This is a genomic window from Pseudoalteromonas sp. T1lg23B (genome assembly GCF_002964665.1).
Taxonomy (GTDB): domain Bacteria; phylum Pseudomonadota; class Gammaproteobacteria; order Enterobacterales; family Alteromonadaceae; genus Pseudoalteromonas.
The window spans coordinates 1397633-1414251 of the sequence record NZ_PQBZ01000034.1 but is presented as its reverse complement, the minus strand read 5'-3'; the positions used below and the strand labels follow the sequence as shown (position 1 = coordinate 1414251).

Annotated in this window: 10 protein-coding genes and 1 pseudogene; 3 read left to right on the top strand and 8 right to left on the bottom strand. The window is 42.8% G+C overall.

Annotation, left to right across the window (positions count from 1 at the left end; all coding sequences use genetic code 11):
* The 6 genes and pseudogenes from C2M32_RS14895 to C2M32_RS14875 form a co-directional block, all read right to left on the bottom strand.
* The gene (locus C2M32_RS14895) at positions 1–1986 is read right to left on the bottom strand and encodes a TonB-dependent receptor plug domain-containing protein (protein ID WP_105169099.1); all 1986 of its coding nucleotides are present in this window, start codon (positions 1984–1986) and stop codon (positions 1–3) included.
* A 100-nt stretch (positions 1987–2086) separates the two neighbouring features.
* Complete coding sequence (locus C2M32_RS14890; protein ID WP_105169098.1) at positions 2087–3253, bottom strand: hypothetical protein; 1167 nt, start codon at positions 3251–3253, stop codon at positions 2087–2089.
* 183 nt (positions 3254–3436) lie between these two features.
* Positions 3437–4219: a DUF3307 domain-containing protein gene (locus tag C2M32_RS14885; RefSeq protein ID WP_105169097.1), complete on the bottom strand. Its 783-nt coding sequence runs from the start codon at positions 4217–4219 to the stop codon at positions 3437–3439.
* A 10-nt stretch (positions 4220–4229) separates the two neighbouring features.
* Entirely contained in the window at positions 4230–4853 is a 624-nt protein-coding gene (locus tag C2M32_RS14880; protein WP_158678235.1) for a hypothetical protein, read from the bottom strand.
* 142 nt (positions 4854–4995) lie between these two features.
* Positions 4996–5571: pseudogene (locus C2M32_RS20860) on the bottom strand (TonB-dependent receptor domain-containing protein); the annotation flags it as partial.
* Between the two features lie 29 nt (positions 5572–5600).
* Positions 5601–7595 carry a TonB-dependent receptor gene (locus C2M32_RS14875; RefSeq protein ID WP_234401305.1) on the bottom strand — a complete coding sequence of 665 codons (1995 nt, stop codon included), beginning with the start codon at positions 7593–7595 and terminating at the stop codon, positions 5601–5603.
* A gap of 97 nt (positions 7596–7692) precedes the next feature.
* Here C2M32_RS14875 and C2M32_RS14870 point away from each other — a divergent pair, with 97 nt between their 5' ends.
* A complete protein-coding gene (locus C2M32_RS14870; RefSeq protein ID WP_105169095.1) occupies positions 7693–9789 on the top strand; it encodes a winged helix-turn-helix domain-containing protein in 2097 nt (698 codons plus the stop codon).
* A gap of 4 nt (positions 9790–9793) precedes the next feature.
* Here the strand turns inward: C2M32_RS14870 and C2M32_RS14865 are convergent, their stop codons facing one another.
* Positions 9794–11122, bottom strand: coding sequence for a TonB family protein (locus C2M32_RS14865; protein ID WP_105169094.1), 1329 nt, complete (start codon positions 11120–11122; stop codon positions 9794–9796).
* Between the two features lie 283 nt (positions 11123–11405).
* Positions 11406–13979, bottom strand: coding sequence for a TonB-dependent receptor (locus C2M32_RS14860; protein ID WP_105169093.1), 2574 nt, complete (start codon positions 13977–13979; stop codon positions 11406–11408).
* A gap of 526 nt (positions 13980–14505) precedes the next feature.
* On the opposite strand from C2M32_RS14860, the gene C2M32_RS14855 reads away from it, so the two are divergent.
* Both C2M32_RS14855 and C2M32_RS14850 read left to right on the top strand, forming a co-directional pair.
* On the top strand, positions 14506–14754 hold the full coding sequence (locus tag C2M32_RS14855; protein ID WP_105169092.1) for a hypothetical protein: 249 nt from the start codon (positions 14506–14508) through the stop codon (positions 14752–14754).
* A 641-nt stretch (positions 14755–15395) separates the two neighbouring features.
* The gene (locus C2M32_RS14850; RefSeq protein WP_105169091.1) at positions 15396–16616 is read left to right on the top strand and encodes a lanthionine synthetase LanC family protein; all 1221 of its coding nucleotides are present in this window, start codon (positions 15396–15398) and stop codon (positions 16614–16616) included.
* The last annotated feature ends 3 nt before the right edge of the window (positions 16617–16619 follow it).

The window sequence follows — 16619 nt, the reverse complement described above, 5'->3', positions numbered from 1 at the left end:
TTAAAACTTGTAATTCAATGACAAAAATGCCCCTAAGTCTTCACGAGCAGGCAGGGTATTGATGGGGTAAAACACCGGGGTATCATTGGGTTGATAAACAGACTCATCGAGCAAGTTTTTAATCTCTAGTGACACGGTGAGTTGGTTGTCGGTGTTCACGGTAAATTTGCGGCTAGCTTTAAACGTTAGCCAGTCGTAACCATTAGCAGGTGGGTTCACCAATGCCCTGTTGGGGTCAAAAGAAATGTTGTCGTGATATTTAGAGTAACTCAGTAGGTACATGCCAAACTGCCAGCGCGAGTCATCGTAGCTCAAGCCAAACTTAAAACTGTTATTGGGCGATAAATTAATATTTTCTGTGCCTTGTTTATCTTCATTACGTTGGTGTGTAGCAGACATTTCAGCGTACCAGTGAGCAGTTAACTGGTGTTTATACTCCAACTCAATACCATGTGACGAAATTTCACCACTGTTTTTGTTCTCCAAGGCAAAGTTAGGGTCATCGGAGGGTCTGAGTAAGATCAAATCATGTTCTTCGCTTTTATATAAAGTTGCGGTGAAAAGCTGTTCACCTGTTTGATAAAAAAGCTGTACTTCTGTGGTGTTGATGGTTTCAGAACTCAGATCAGGAGTACCTTTTTGGATACCCGGTGTTTCAATGGTGCGCTCACCCGAAGAGGGGTGTCGAAATGCCTTGGCATGGCGAAATTTCACAGTCCATGCGTCATCCAAGTGATAACTTAGTCCAAGTCTGGGTACAAAGTCTGACTGATTATCTATGTTATTGATAAGTTCAAGCGAAGTTACATATTGCCCACCGAGCTCTACACTCAACTTAGGCGTGACCGCGTACTTTATTTGCGCGTACAAACTTGCATAACGTTCTTTGGCGTCTGGGATCGTCGTTGCATCATAGACTCTGCGATGTTCATGATAAGCACCCACAAGTAGTGAGGTCTTGTCAGATAAGTCACCGCTTAAATTAAATTCCAATAATCTGATATTAAATGGCGATTTGATCCGTATAAAGGCGTCTGCTATCCCTTCACTGCTCCATTCCATTACTTTTTTGATGTTCGTGTAGTGGCTATCTAATTGCCAGTTATTATCAAATCGATACCGATAAGTCAGGTTGGTGAAGGTTGATGGATGAAGCTTGGACCAAGGAATATAGTTTGCTTGTGGAGCATCCCAAAAGTTAGCAAACTTCTGCTGCACGCTTCTAAAATGCGACAGTGAAAGTGCCTTGTAGTTTACGTCTAAGTGTAGCGTTTTTTCTTCTTGGAATGCCTTTTTGCTGAATGTTGTAAGGGTTGTGGGATCCGTCGTCTGAGCATCCCATCCACCAACGTCTGAGTACAGCACATTGATGGCAGCGGATAAATCGTCTTGTTTATATAAGTAACTGGCATCGATTGTTTGTGAATCAAAGCTACCGACAGTAATACTTTGATTAGCTTGCCAGCCATCGGATTTACTCTGGCGAGTAATAATATTGAACACGCCCTGATAGGCATTCGTGCCATACAATACGGACCCCGGACCACGAATATACTCAATGCGCTCAATTGAAGACAGCGCAATTGAAGTGTACAGGTTGTGCGCACCGGAGAGATTACCAAATGGTCTGCCATTGAGTAGTCCAAGGTGTTGCAATAGCCCCGTCCAAGGTTTACTGCCTCGCGTGGTAATTGCCGTGAGTACGCCATAGTTGCTATTGACGGAGACGATGCGCTCGAGTAGTTCATAGAGGCTATGGCCACCGAATTGCTCTATTTGCTGGCGAGAAATAACCGATATACTGGCGTTGGAATTGCGCAATGATTCTGCTTGCTTTGAGGCGGTGATCACCGGAGTGTTTAGCAGCTCTTCCAGCGACATATCAAAAAGCGACTCAAAAACATCATCTTGCGATGCAGCAGAAAACGTCAGCATTGCAGCGGACATGAAGAGAAAATAAGAGCAGCGACGTTTGGAAAGTATCATTTATCGTTATTTGAAAATAATGTACTTAAAGAAAGATAGCAGAGATTGGGGGTGATTCAATAATGGCAAGCTTAACGCCTGCCATCATTTACTGTTTGATTTATAGTTGTTTTATATGTGTACCTGTTTTTATCCTGCTTGACCACCAGCCGTTCTCTTCTAACTCGGTGGTGAGGCTTTCAATGTGGCCTGCCGGTGAAAAGTTGAAGCGGATCTGGTTTTTTCCCTGTACCGCTTTAAAGTCAAATACCGCTTTAGACTTGGCAGTGAGTTCGAACATAAATGACCCTGCTGCGCGTGCAAATAAGCGGTTTTCTGCTAGCAAAACCTCAACTTTCGTTCCGTCATCAAGTAAATAGTTACCCGTATAGTTGGTTAGCTGGGCATGGGTAAGTGGGTAAGGTTGGATAAAGTCGGACTCTAAAAGCATTGCGACTTCTTCAGGGATCCAGCGTTTAGCTGTGGGGTATGCGCTAAAGTTTTTTAACAGAATATTGATGACGTCATCTTTTGCAATTTGCTCAGCGGTCATACCTTGCTTATATAATGTTCCAACACGTTCTGTAAAATCTATATGAAGTTTTTTTACCTTAGCTAATGTTGCCTTGTCTCTCACATAGTGTGCTGGGTTTTTTGAGGTATTACCTGTAACGATAATGGTTTTATCATCTGCCAATGCAAGTGCTTTATCAAAGCTTTCTAATACACCTTTCAAACCATTTGGACCATGCGGTGTTAACCAATGACCTTTAAAGCCGTCACTCATAAAAATTACATTACTGTTTTTGAGATGCACATCAATGTGGTTTAGCTGGTGAGTGGGGGAGTGATATGCCGTGACGACCTCATCTCCCATGGCAACCGATATTTGCTCCCTAAATAACAGCTCAGTATAGGCTTTTTCGTAGCGCATATTTTCATGGGCAATGATGGTCGCGCCTCTGTCTGCAAAATATTGATTTGCATGGTGGTTGTATGGATCTGAATCGATGTTAATTACAAACTTGACTGGTTTGTCGGTCAGCTTTTTTATTTCCCGAGCGAGATAGGGGGCGCTGCTTGCCATCAAAGAGCCAATTAACATAACGCCGTTAGGGCCAATTACGACGCCTGCGTTGCCGTTGTTGTTACCATTCCAAATTTGGGTGATCACATACACGTGATCATTGAGTTTACTGGTGGCGTAGCTAGGTTCGGTTTTGGCAAATAACGGTTTAGTGGCTAGTAATGCCAGCGTTGCGATAAGCAACATGCGTTTGAAATTCATAGTATCGCCTTATTATTTATAGTTTTTCTGTGTCAAAATATGCTTAAACTCGATATTTTCAATGAATTAATGTAGCAATGGCGGTGAGATGAGACCAATTAATTTGGCACTTAAAATTGTTACATAAGTTATCTAATGGCACGGTATTGTAGAAGTGCTCTCATCGAGTATGGTTATGGAAAATCAAGGAAATAGCTGATATAACCGCAGTGCATGCCAACCAACGAATAGCGCTATCGCGTAACTAAACAGGGTGCCTAGCATTACGTATTCCGTCAGCTTCATATCTTGATTTTTGGTTAAATCGCCAAACCTGAAAATTGTTTTCGCCGCCACTAAAAAGCCAATGCCTGCAAATTGCCCCATAAAAATAAAGGAAATCGCTAAACAACGTTCCATGTAGCCAATCCACGCACCTGCTGAGATTAAGCCAACATTGATGGGTTCAGTGCCGGCGGGGTTGTTTGGTCTTTCGTTTTGTCGGTTTGGGGCTGTTAAACAATCGGTATGTTTTTTCAAAGCTAATGCAATCAGTATCGAAGCGGGTTTGCATACTAGTAAATAGGCAAGCGCGATGACAATATTTTTGGCGGTGATAAAGTCACTGAGAAAAAGCTTAACTTGCGCCATTGAAAATCCAGATAAATATATCCAGACCAAACAGATAATGAAAAGGTGTACCGCTTGGTCGAGTAAAAAGGGACGCAAGCTATTGCTCAAGTGAGACTTAACGTAATCCATGGCTAAATGTGAAACAGCAAGGAGCATGACCGTCTTACTTGATTGCCAAAAGGAAAACTCCATCAGCAAGAAAACCAATGAGTAGAGAACAAGGTGAACCAAAAAGTGTTTCCACAAACCCGGTGATTTTAAATGCCGAGTATTTCGGCATTTCACCCACGCTGTTGGTTGTAGATAAAAGTCACCAACAAAATGTGCGCCAATGAGCAGCAGTAGTAGATCCATGTTCTTTTCCTTAAGCTATTGTAACTCTTTGGTTTACGACACCAATGTAGTCGCGTATCAAGGTTGCTCCAATACTGCTAAGTCGATTACTAATATTCTGTCGCGACGTTTTTGTTATTTCAGCAATTTTTTGATGATCTGAAAAGTCATTTATTATGTAAGTGTATAATAGCTCAGCTTGGGTTTTGGTCATCTTATTTAATTGATGACTTAAAAATCCTGTTAGCAATTGCATTTCTTCACTCACGTTGCCCGCTAAGCGAATAGTAAGCTCACCACGTGGGGTTTTGTTTAGGCCTCTGCCTGACTCGATAAAAACTGGGCCTGTTGATGTCGTGGGGTTGTCGCTCTGTAGTGCTTGCTCACCATATGCCAAAGACAGTGTACATAAAAGAGGCTTATCGGTTTGAGGTGCACAGTGCAAAGCCAATTTGAGTAACAGTGTACACTCTATGGCGTGAATGGGATTGGGGAACTGAATTTGAAATTCATCGCCTCTATATATTTCACCTTTAGCACCATATCGTTCATTGGCAAGAATCATGGTGTTTTTCAATATTGATATTGCCTCTGCATAAGTGTTCGCGCTCATTTTACTGGAGTTGACGAGATCACCGGTTAGCACCGCTATCATATATTTTTGCTCATAATTATGATTCTCATACAACTATATTTCATTGCCCTGTCGTATGCAATTAAATATGGTTGCTATGTTATTTGCAATTATATTTAGTTGCTTGTTGATTGTTCAGAGTGGCTGGTAAACGTAAACAAACTTAAAACTGATACCTTAGCCCCGCATAATAGCGTCTGCCATTAACATACACACCTGTCGGGGCAAACTCATTGCGATCAAAGGTGTATATGTGCTCATCAGCCCAGTTGATAAATTCAAATTGTGCGTCAAGAGCGTGACTCAGCTTAATTGTAAGACTCGCGTCTAACTGACCGTAGTTATCCATGATGGTTTCACCGACCCCAGTAGCAAACTGAGTTCGATAGTTATAACTTAGCCGAGTGCTAAACTGGTTGTTTTCGTAGTAAGCGGTCAGGTTGGCACTGTGCTTTGAGGTGCCGGGCACTTTGTTTTTTAAGTGGTGGTCGATATTATCTCGTTCGCCATCAACAAAGGTGTAATTTGCGATGATACCGAAGCCATAGGCCAAAGTTTGTTGATAACTCAACTCCAAACCGCGAATACTGCCACCTGCGCCATTACTTGGTCTATCAATCGACATTAAAATGTCTTCGTGGTACTCCAGTTTGCGATCAAATTCTATGAAAGATTCTACGTCTTTATTGAAGATGGCTATGGATGCAAGTCCTGCGTCGTCAAAATACCACTCTAAACTGGCATCAAATTGAGCTGCGCGATACGGGTCTAAATTGGCATTGCTCCTTGTCCCTGCGCTTGTGTGACATTGTAATTAGTCGATGGCATAAGATGATGAAACTGAGCCCGAGACATAACTCGTGCGACGGAAAACCGACCGACAAGTTCCTCATTCAAATCTACCTTGAGATTAATGCTTGGCAGTATATCCGTGTAATCTCTGGTTTCTTCATGCCATATATAACTGTCAGGCGCCTCGATGGGAGAGGCGACGCGTTTGTATGCACCGGAGTCCTGAAACGTCTTAACAATTCGAACACCTATATTCGCATTAAAGTGTCTAGTGGCCAATTGCAGTTGACCATAGCCCGCAAGTGTTTGCTCAATGATATGAAATCGACTGGCTTTTTCAATTTCTTGGCGAAAATCGAGGCGGTTAAAATCCTCAGCTAACGCATGGATATCTGCAAAACTGTATCGCTTTAAGGTGTTAGAGTTCCCCACGTCGGTTAAAAAGTCATCTACAAATTCGCTAGGGTAATCTGCTAATGTGGTATCGAGTTGACCTGCAAGGCCATCAAGCCCACCTGAAGTAGAACGGTAACGTAAAAAGTCACGTTGGTGATCCTTAAATTTTAGTCCGAACTTGATGCCATCAACAATTTTAAAATCTACCTCATGAGTGAAATCGAGTTGGGTAAACCAAGCTTTATCTTCACCATTTTGGCTATCATTTCTTGCTTCAGTGAGAAACCAGTTGGCGGCGTCCAACGGTGAGGTGGTGTAGTTGGCAATAATATTTCTTCCGTTCGAAGTATCGACACTAAAATGTGTATTAGCGGAAAACTGAGCCGTGATATCTTCTTTGGTTCCCCCTGAGCCATGGCTAACGCCGAATTGCAATTGAGTGAACCAAAAAATCCCATCGTAGGCCAAATCAACATGCGCGCTATAGGTGCTAAGCTGTGAATCTCGCCAAATCGCCTCCATACTGGTATTGAATGGACCTGATACGGGTAAATACTGTGCACTAACAAGTGTGTTGTCTATGATCTTTAAATCTTGAACAGCACCACCTAACCCTACTGATTTTGCGCTTTGCCACAAAAAGTTCTGGTTATTATTGTCTGCATCTAGGTGAGAATATAGTAAGTGGCCATTGAGCCTCCAACGTGGCGAAAGTTGCACGGCGGTATTAATTGTATAAGCCTGTAACTCTCTTTTTTGTTGAAATACGGCTGAGCCTCCCCCTCCGGGGAACCACATGGTTTTTGCTGTATCGTGTTGGCTTTGTGGGGTAGCAAACCAGTTATTGTCATTACCCTGATACAAAGTACGCTCATGCCAGCCCCATGATTCCAGGCCATCGCGCCTTAAACTGCGATCGCGTCTGGTGGCAGTAAATAAAACAGCGTAATCGCCACTATCACTGTGGTAGTTGTAAATCGCACTCAGTTGGGGGTCGAGCTTATCGCTCAAATCACTGTATTGTAGTTGCGCTGTAACCATGCTGTACCCTGCGGGTGTCAGTAAAGGATCACGAGTTTTTATATTGATTGCACCGCCTAACGAGCCTTCATCTTGGGAAGCCTGTGGTGTTTTAAATACCTCTAAGGTAGAGACTATTTCACTGGGGAGTAAGGTGAAGTTAAACCCTCGACTGGGTTGACTCGAAATCCACCAATCTGCGGAGGCGAGATATTGGCCGTTCAAATACGTTCTGTTTTGTTCCGGAGTGGTGCCTCTGACACCTATTCTTTCACCTTCCCCTTGTGCGCGAGAAAGAGAAATACCTGTGATACGCTGAAGTGCTTCTGCGACATTTTTATCTGGAAACTTACCGATATCTTGTGCATTGATTGTGTCTGAAACTTGTTGATTGTGGCGTTTATTACTGAGAGACTTGACAACGCTGTCATGAAAGGCACGAATTTCAATGCGTTCAATTGAATTTTCGACTGTCGGATTTTGCTCTGTCGCATAACTAGAACCTGCAATAAAAAGTGCGCTGCAAGACGCTGTTAATAAGAGAGTATCTGACATTGTGCTCAACTTGTAATACGAGTAAGTTATTGTTTGTTGCTTTTCATAATACGCTTTTATTACGAGCCGAACCATAGTTTTACAATATTTTTAGCGAATGCTTGAAAATCTGAATAAACGTTTTTTAATCAATGAGATACTGGTCGATCTGGGCAACTTGTCTGTGCAGGTGAAAGGATCTTGGAGAAGCATCGAAGCGAAACATGCCGCTTTATTGCGCCTGTTGATTATCAATCATGGCGAGGTGGTAACACGAGAACTAATCCTCAATACCCTTTGGCCTGGCACTATAGTGAGTGACAACTCGGTGAGCCAGCTGGTGGCTCAGTTGCGTAGACTTTTGGACGATAGTCCGGCTGAACCTAAAATTATCAAAACAGTCCCGCGTCTTGGTTATCAATGTATTGCGCACGTTGAAAAGGCACCAACACTGTTTGAGCAAATTGAGGAAGTATCTCGAGGTCGAGGTGTACAATTTGCACTGTCGGGATTTCTGACTGGGGCTATCATTGCATCTGCTGGATTTACGATTAGCCACTATTGGCAACAAGAAGTTGCGCCTCAACAGCTCAATACTACGAGGATCACCTCAGCCCCAGGTGCTGAGTTATTCATTCGCTTTTCACCCAATGGTAAATATCTGGTGTACAGCTATTTGGCTGATGGCGCGGATCAGTTTGACTTAGCTGTATATGACTTGGAAACTAAAACAACACATACCATAAAAAGCAGTGGTTATAGCGAGGAGTCGGCGAGTTGGTCAGCAGATGGTAATTGGTTGATTTATTCACGCTCCGATCCAGTTTCTTGTGAAATACGTGCGCTGGATGTGAAGGGGCCAGTAGAGATGTGGCGTTTGGCACGGGATACGGTTTTAGATACCTGTAATAGTGCCCAAGACTCTGCGCCATGGTTGCCCTACAGCAGCAATCAATTTATCACTAAGGTATGGGACAAAGATGGGGCTTATTTACAGTCGTTACATGTAACTTTTGATGGTAGAGCGCCTAAGGTTGCCAGTAAAACAGCACTGCCTATCAGAGATGTGACTCACTATCACGTGAAGCTGCATTCTTTGCTTTATCAGATCAAAGAACACGGGGTGTTTCAGGCCAATCTCGCAGAGTTGGCAAATATTGAACGAACCATTACTCAAGTTGCAGATAAAACCTATGCCTCATTCAGCCATGGGGATGAACCCGGCTCAATGCTACTGGCTGCGAATGAAATTGAGAAAGTACAAGGGGCGAGTAGGCAATTACTTTATGCCAGTTTTGGGTCAATTACCGAAATAGACCTGCACGCCAATGCAGAGGTATCTGCTCATACAGAGGGCGTGGCGGAAATTAACTATTACCAGTTAGAACTGAACGACGCAAATAAAAGTAAACAAATTCAGCTGACGTCTCCGTCTCGGATGGACTTATTGGCAACACTCTCGCAAGACGGCTTACATTTTGTGTACGCATCTATCGCAGCCAAAAATGAAGGGGTTAGCAAATATGAGCTGTGGCACAAATATGCTTACCGACCGACCTCAAGTTTATTGGGGACCATGCCCCAAGGGGAAACTCCGATTTTATTGCTACTGTCGCCAAGTAGTGAATATTTAGCGGTATTGTCAAAATCCAATAAAGTGTATTTAGTGAGTTCTTTTAGCAAAGAAGTAAAAAAAATCATTGATAACTTTTCAGATATTGCCAGCCTTCGTTGGTCAGATGATAGTCGTAATTTGCAGTATCAAGCCAAATTGTCTGATGATGCTAACTGGCAGGACTGGCAATTTGATATATCCCAAGGTCGTAGCGAGCAAGCACTCACTAGCGATGTAAGTGAATTGCCATTGGTAGTAAAAAATTCGAGCTTTGTGGATTATCAATCTCAGGTGCAAGACTTTTTAATCGCGACACTGGCCAATATGTTTGATGTGGAGCAGTTAAGAGTATCACTTTCTCTGTATCAGAGCGCGGTATATCAAGATGGCATATATTTTATATTAAAAAGAGGGCACCAATTGGTGCTTTATCGTTACCTGAACAGCACTGGAACGGTACAAGAAATACAGGCTGTAGGCTTGCATTTGTACGCGGATATAAAAGAATTACAAGTGTTGTCGAGTTTTGATGGTAGTAAAGTCATATTTAATCGAATCAATAATTACGAAAGCGACATTGTGTTACTTGAACAGCAGTAAGCGGCTATTTTAGTTGCTGTGCAAAAGCTTGTATTTCAGCTGTGCTCCAGCCACGTTCCGTTGCTGACTGAAATGCTTTCGATAGTAACTGTTTTGCTTGCGCGCTGGAGGAACTCAGCTTGGCATGTAGTAATAACAACTGTGGGTGAGTGGCGTCTAACGCGAGCCCTTGATTAACCCAGTAGCGCGCTTTTTCAAGATTTTGTGTGGTATTTAGGTGTGTATTGGTCAGTAAAATAATAGCACGCAGGTGCTGTGCATAGCCCGCCTGTTCGAGCATATTCAAAGCTTTTATCAGTGCTGTTTCTTCATCCGTATTTTGTAATAACAGCGTAGCCAGCCTAAAGCGCGCAATATTCATCGTTTTTGCAGCATGTTCCAGCCAAAGAGTTGCTAACTCTTTCTCGTCTCTATTGAGTAGCTGTATTGCAAGTCGATATTGTGCTAATTCGTAATCATTCTTGGCGGCGGCGAGCAGTAGGCGATTACTGGGATCATCAGTACGCCAGTGGTAACGCAATAGCTGATATGCATTATAGTCTTCCATACTTAGCCAGTTAGCAATATTGTATTGCACCTGTGCAACCCCTTTTTCAGCTGCATCAATATTGAGCATAAGTTGTTGCTCGTAATCCTTTTTTTGCAGTTTTAAAGTGGCGTGATATTGCTCGCCCTTGTAAGTGGCGAAGTGGTAAATAAGTGAGTGATTGGCTTTTGCGCTACTGAAGCGCCATTTTTCCACAGCATTGAGCAGACTTGCGGTAAAGGTATGCTTAGGGTAACTGTCAACCACTTCAATATTGATGGCTTTACCGTTATTGTCGATATCAAATTCCAGCCACACCCATCCTTCAACGCCTTGTCGGATTGCCTCTTCTGGATATTTTGGAAGTGCATCGACGACTTTATTGACAGCTGAAACGGTCTCTTTTTTTTCCAGTTGAGATAATGTTAAATCCAATAAATAAGTCTTTGTCAGGCTGTCTTTTTGCAGGCGCATCGCTTCTTTTAAGCGATGGTGGCCATTCGCTTGTTGTAACACGAGTTGCGCGGTTTGCAGTGCTTCTGGGATACCAAAGTCATGGGCCAGTGAGAACCAAGTAAAAGCATCGGCTGTGCTCTTTTCAACGCCTTGCCCATACAAATACATGACCCCTAGATTATACATAGCGTCTGCATTGCCAAGTTGTGCGAGGTGATTAAACTGTGTAAATGCACTTTGATAATCAGCTTCTTGATAGGCAAGGGTGGCGTCATAGAGGTCTGCTCTGCTGAGCCAACTACATCCAAGCAGGAATGAGAAAATAAGCCTGGTAATGAGGTTGCTATGCATCTTATTTGTTACTCACCCTTTGGCTTGTGTTGTTATGCGTTATTCGACTTGACTGGTTATCTAACCACAATATAAGCGAAATTAAAATAATCCACAGACCAATATTCAGCGAGCGAGATGAAAAAGTCGAATTTCGTTCATAACACAATGAACAAAGCTGATAGCAAGTGCTATCAGCTTTAAGACTCCGGGCAGGGAGTCGATAAAGTCGAACCTGTGTTAGCAGTAGTACGACTTGAGTTTGACGAACATCCATGTTCGCATTCATTACTTCTTACGAAGACTAGAAATTAAACCTGACACCGGCGCTAAAGCGTCGTCCATCCGCATAGACACCTGTTAAAGCCTGTTCCACACCTTTTTCTTGGTAACTGAAGGTATGTTCATCTGTTAAATTGATTGCTTCGACAACAAACGCCAGATTCTCGCTGTAGGTATAGGTGACATTGGCATCTACTTGTCCGTAATCATCCATGTAACCGGGCCAATCTCGGCCAGTATCATAGCCAGTTCTATAATTGTATGAGATGCGTGCGCTGATAACTTCGTTTTCATAGTATGAACTTAAGTTTACGGTATGCTCGGAGTTACCAGGAATGGTAATATCGTTGCCTTGTGCATCTTTTGCTTCACCATCTACGTAAGTGTAGTTTGCCGCAATGCCAAAACCTTCATACAGCTCTTGCTGATACCCAAGCTCTAGGCCTTGAATACGACCAGCCTTACCATTGATGGGGCGACTGATAAGGATCTCTTTGCCCTCGTGGGTTTCAAGTGCAGGCTGGCTTTCAATAAATGACTGAATGTCTTTATAAAAAATGACTGCTGAGAATAAACCAGCATCACTAAAATACCACTCGATGCCAGTATCAAATTGAGTGGCGCGGTATGGGTCGATATCAGGATTACCGCCTGTACCAGTTTGCGTTTCGAGGTTGTACGATGTTGACGCGGTCATATCGGCATAATCCGGACGCGACATGACTCTTGCGGCAGAGAATCTCATTAGCAAGTCATCACTGAGATCAATCGCCAAATTTAAACTCGGCAGTATATCGAAATAGTCTTTCTCTTGGGTGGTCCACACTTCGGCACCTGACTCTCCAGCGTAGGCTGATGAAGTCTGTGTTGTATTGACCAATCTAACACCTAGGTTGCCGCGTAGCCCATCTGCATCTAGGTTTGCTTTGATATAGGCTGCTGTAATTTTTTCATTGATATCAAAAGTACTGGCTTTTAGCACTCGGAAGTTCCATCCCAATGCATCGCCCTCTTTGCGAATTTTATTGGCGTCAGTGATTGCGTAGCTACGCGTTGTACCATCAGAACCTAGGCCTGATAGATAGTCACTGGGCATTGCCATGGAATAGTCTGCCAGACTCCAATTTAGGTCTGTGCGGTTATCTGTGGTGTGTTTGGTATTAAAACGGCTGTGATCTCGGTATTTAACGCCCACTTTAATCTGGTTGAAAATCGCTACGTCAATAGGGCGTTTAAAATCAGCCTGAAAGTAGCTCTCATCATCTTTGGCATCGTTGCTATCGTAACGCAAAAAGCCGAGATGCCACTTTTCACCATCGTTAGGGTTTGCACCATAGCTGGTTTTAATATCTTCTGCTTGTGAAGCGTCAAAGCTGTGTACGTAATTGCCTTCCCAGCCAACCGAGCGATCGGCCTGAGAACCGCCAGAACCTTCAGTGTAACCTAGGTGTAAAGAAGACTCCCAAAGCTCTCCTTGATGCTCAATTTTCAAATCATATGATTTGGTTTTTAATTCTGAGTTTCGTACTTTGGTCTCATCAAGAATATTATTACCATCGGGAGATAAACCGAGTGTTCCACCGACTGCCATTTTCCCGACGATAGGGTGGCTTATTACGTTGATATCGGTGTATTGAGAGTCGCCATAACCCGGTAACCAAAGGAAGTTTTGGTTTTCATTGTCGGCCTCTAATGTGGAGTCTAGCGCATTAAAGGTCACATCCATACTCTCGTTCGGGCGGTATTGTAGCGCTAAATTAATGCCAGTACGGACACGCTCCTGTGAGAACATAGCGGAGCCACCGCCACCTGGACTATACACATTTTCAACAACGCTACCGTCCTCAAGGGTGATATCTCGGTAGGTCCATGACCATGCTTCAATACCATCACGTCTCAGGTTGCGTTGCTGACGTACTACGGAGATGAGGGCACCAAACGATTCATCTTCATTTTTGAAGTTATACATGGCAGAAAGCTGCGGGTCGGTTTCACCAGAAACTTCGCTATGTTGGGCTATTATGGCACCTGCAACTTTATTTGCCTCTAAGTTCAGAGGTTTACGTGTTCTTACGATAACAGTCCCGCCAATTGAACCTTCATCTATGTCAGCTTCTGGTGATTTGTATACTTCCAAAGCCGATATAATTTCAGACGGTAGCATAGTGTAGTTAAAACCACGACTCGCTGCGGAGTTGGTCCACCAATCGGCGGAGCCAACCGCTTGGCCGTTTAGCAACGTACGGTTTTGACTCTCTCCAGTACCACGGATACTGACTCGTTCCCCCTCACCGAAACTGCGAGTGATCGATACACCAGTAATGCGTTGCAAAGATTCGGCAACGTTTTGATCTGGAAATTTGCCAATGTCTTCAGCGGTGACCGCATCAACGATGGCGTCCGAGTAGCGTTTTGTGTTGAGCGACTGAACCACACTACCACGGATCCCGCGAACTTGAATTACTTCGACGTCGTTATTGGCATCTGCGTGTTGCTGATTGTTTTGCTGCGCAGCATAAGCTGGTGTGTACAGCAGTGAGCCAACTAAAATTTGGCTGATGATCACCGCCAACTTTTTCTTGTTATTGTGAACCATAGTTTCCCCTTAAGTACTAATGTGCTTTGGTATAAAAATTGTTTAAGCCAACCTTTGATTGATAGCGTTAAAAATTAAACACTAGAGGAAGTTGTTAAATCTTGAATCAAGATGATTAGTTGTGATTTGTATGAAAATCAGCTGTTTTTCATTTTATTTATATGAAATATAAAGATAAAAAAAATTATTTGAAATCAAAATTTGCCAATAAGTTAAACTTACTTAATTGATGAAGTTGCTTATTTGATTAACATTCACAACTATAAAGAATCCAAGGTCAGGATGTGCAAGTCGCTGAGTTGTTTTCTGTGTGTTACTTATTTGGTTTGTTTGTGGTGGCTGTTTAACGTCCACTTGCGGCGAAACCAATATAGTGTCGGGGCGAGGCAGTGTGGTAAGCAACAAGCAGGCCGGTTTAACGGGCGAGTATGCCATAAAACAAAATAGTGCATGGGCATAGTAACTTTATTTACCCCATGTAAAGCTGTTATTCTACGCCCTTGTAAGTTGTAACAGAGTAAAGAGCATGATCAACGATAACAAAGTAATAGATACCCTAGAAGAGTTGGAGTCGTTTTTACGGTTAGTCGATAGTGGAGGCTTGGGGCTGACAAATGCAGCTGGGGTTGCACTGGCAACGAATAACAGTGACGGTCGTCCGTTTATTGCCGTGCTTGATGACAATCATCAACTATTGTTAGGGCGTTGGGTATCGCAAGAGGTGTTTGATAACGGTAAAGACTTAGTGAGAAGTGGACCGAAGAAATTAAACTAACGCGACCGATATCGGCGCGTGTATACAGCCGCTATCGCATGAGCTTATTTATGGTGAATAAGCTCTTAGCGCAACGTCGACATAAAAATTAGCTGCAAGCGTAAGCAATGAGCGGCTATCAGAGAACAGATCCTTGAATCCTCAGTTTTATCCGCAAATAAATACAGTTCATTATTGTTTGTTTTAGGCACAACTTGTTTTTATCGTTTCTACAGTTCCAATAAACAAGTACGTCATACGCCGGATGTCTGAATAAATAATACTGTTGCGTATGCTGGTATGTAGACACCAGCATGGATCGCGATATTTTGCTTCCTATACACCTAAAACTATTTTCATTTAAGCAAGAACCTTGGCTGGAGTAGTTGTTTTGTAACAAATTATGATTAGCTGTAAATACAAATATATTCATGAGTGATTGTTTAAATAAGTTTAATTTTCATTAAGTTAAACCTGTTTCTGGTGCGTGTGGCTCTTCTTTGTCGAAAAAAGATAAAATGGAATTCGCAAAATTCGAGCTTAGGATTTGATTTAAATCAGACAATAAAAAACTTATTGTTGACACAAAAAATAAACCTGTGGTTTATTAATCCAAATAAAAAATTAACAAAAATAATAAATTTTCACTTGGGGTTAACGAAATGATGCAAGGAATAGCGCACTCCTATCAACAAGGAGCGCAGCAGACCGATATGACAGGTGACTTGCAGTCACTTCTTTTTTCTATTGAGAAGCAAGTTACTAATATTTCATATGATGATGAAAAGTCTTCTTTGACCAACGGCTTGGCCAGCAAAATTTTGTTTATTTCCAGTTTGAACAATATTTACCCAAGTGAGCAGCGTCAGAGCTTGATTGATGAGCTAATGGTTAGACTTTTTGAACAGGCAGCAACTGAAGATCTGAATGCATCACTTGCGGATGGTATCACGGGTCTGGGATGGTTACTGGATCACTTAAATCTTAACAAGGATGAAGACCATAATAGCGACATTGATGCGTGCTTGTTAGAGATACTTAGCGAAGGCACATGGGACGGGGAATATGAGTTGTTATACGGATTGGTTGGTTTCGGCGTCTACGCGGTCAAGCGAGCACATACTTCCAATGGTATGCAGATATGTCATGCTGTGCTGGCCAAACTAACGCAATTGCTCTGTGTTGATGAGGACGGGGTGTGTTGGCATACTCAAATTCATTCAACTTTTTTTAGAGCGGATCTTGGTCATCCTCAAACTGATTTAGGTATCGCGCACGGTAACGTGGGCATTATTGGTTTATTACTTAAATTTTATCATGCAAATATTAACTCTCCGTTATGCCTTAGTTTATTAACGAAGGCTGTTAGCTATTTACAGCGCCAAATTTTAAATGTTCAACAAGTCTCAATGCTGCCTTCACATGGTGGCAAAAACAGCCCGAGTTTATTGGGGTGGTGTTATGGGGATCTGAGTACGGCGCTTATTTTAGTTCGGGCTGCAAAAGAATTGAACTTGCCGGACCTAATGGTGTTTGGTGAGTCTATCGCATTTAAAACATTAAGCAGAACGTCAGACACTGAACACGTGAAGGATGCTTCTTTGTGCCATGGTGTATCTGGTATAGCGCTTATTTATAGGCGTCTTTATCAGCTGACGCGGCGACAGGTATTTTTAGATGCAAGCCAAAACTGGAGTGACGAGTTAATTCGAAGAAGTCGCACACCGTGTGGACTGAGAGGTTTAATGCCAAAACATAAAGTGAGTGATGAACCGTTTGATGGACGGGGCTTACTTGTTGGCTACAGTGGTATTGGTTTAGCAATTATGTCATTACTTCATCCGCAAGCTTCCGGCTGGGATGAGTTTCTTTTGTTATCTTAGTGA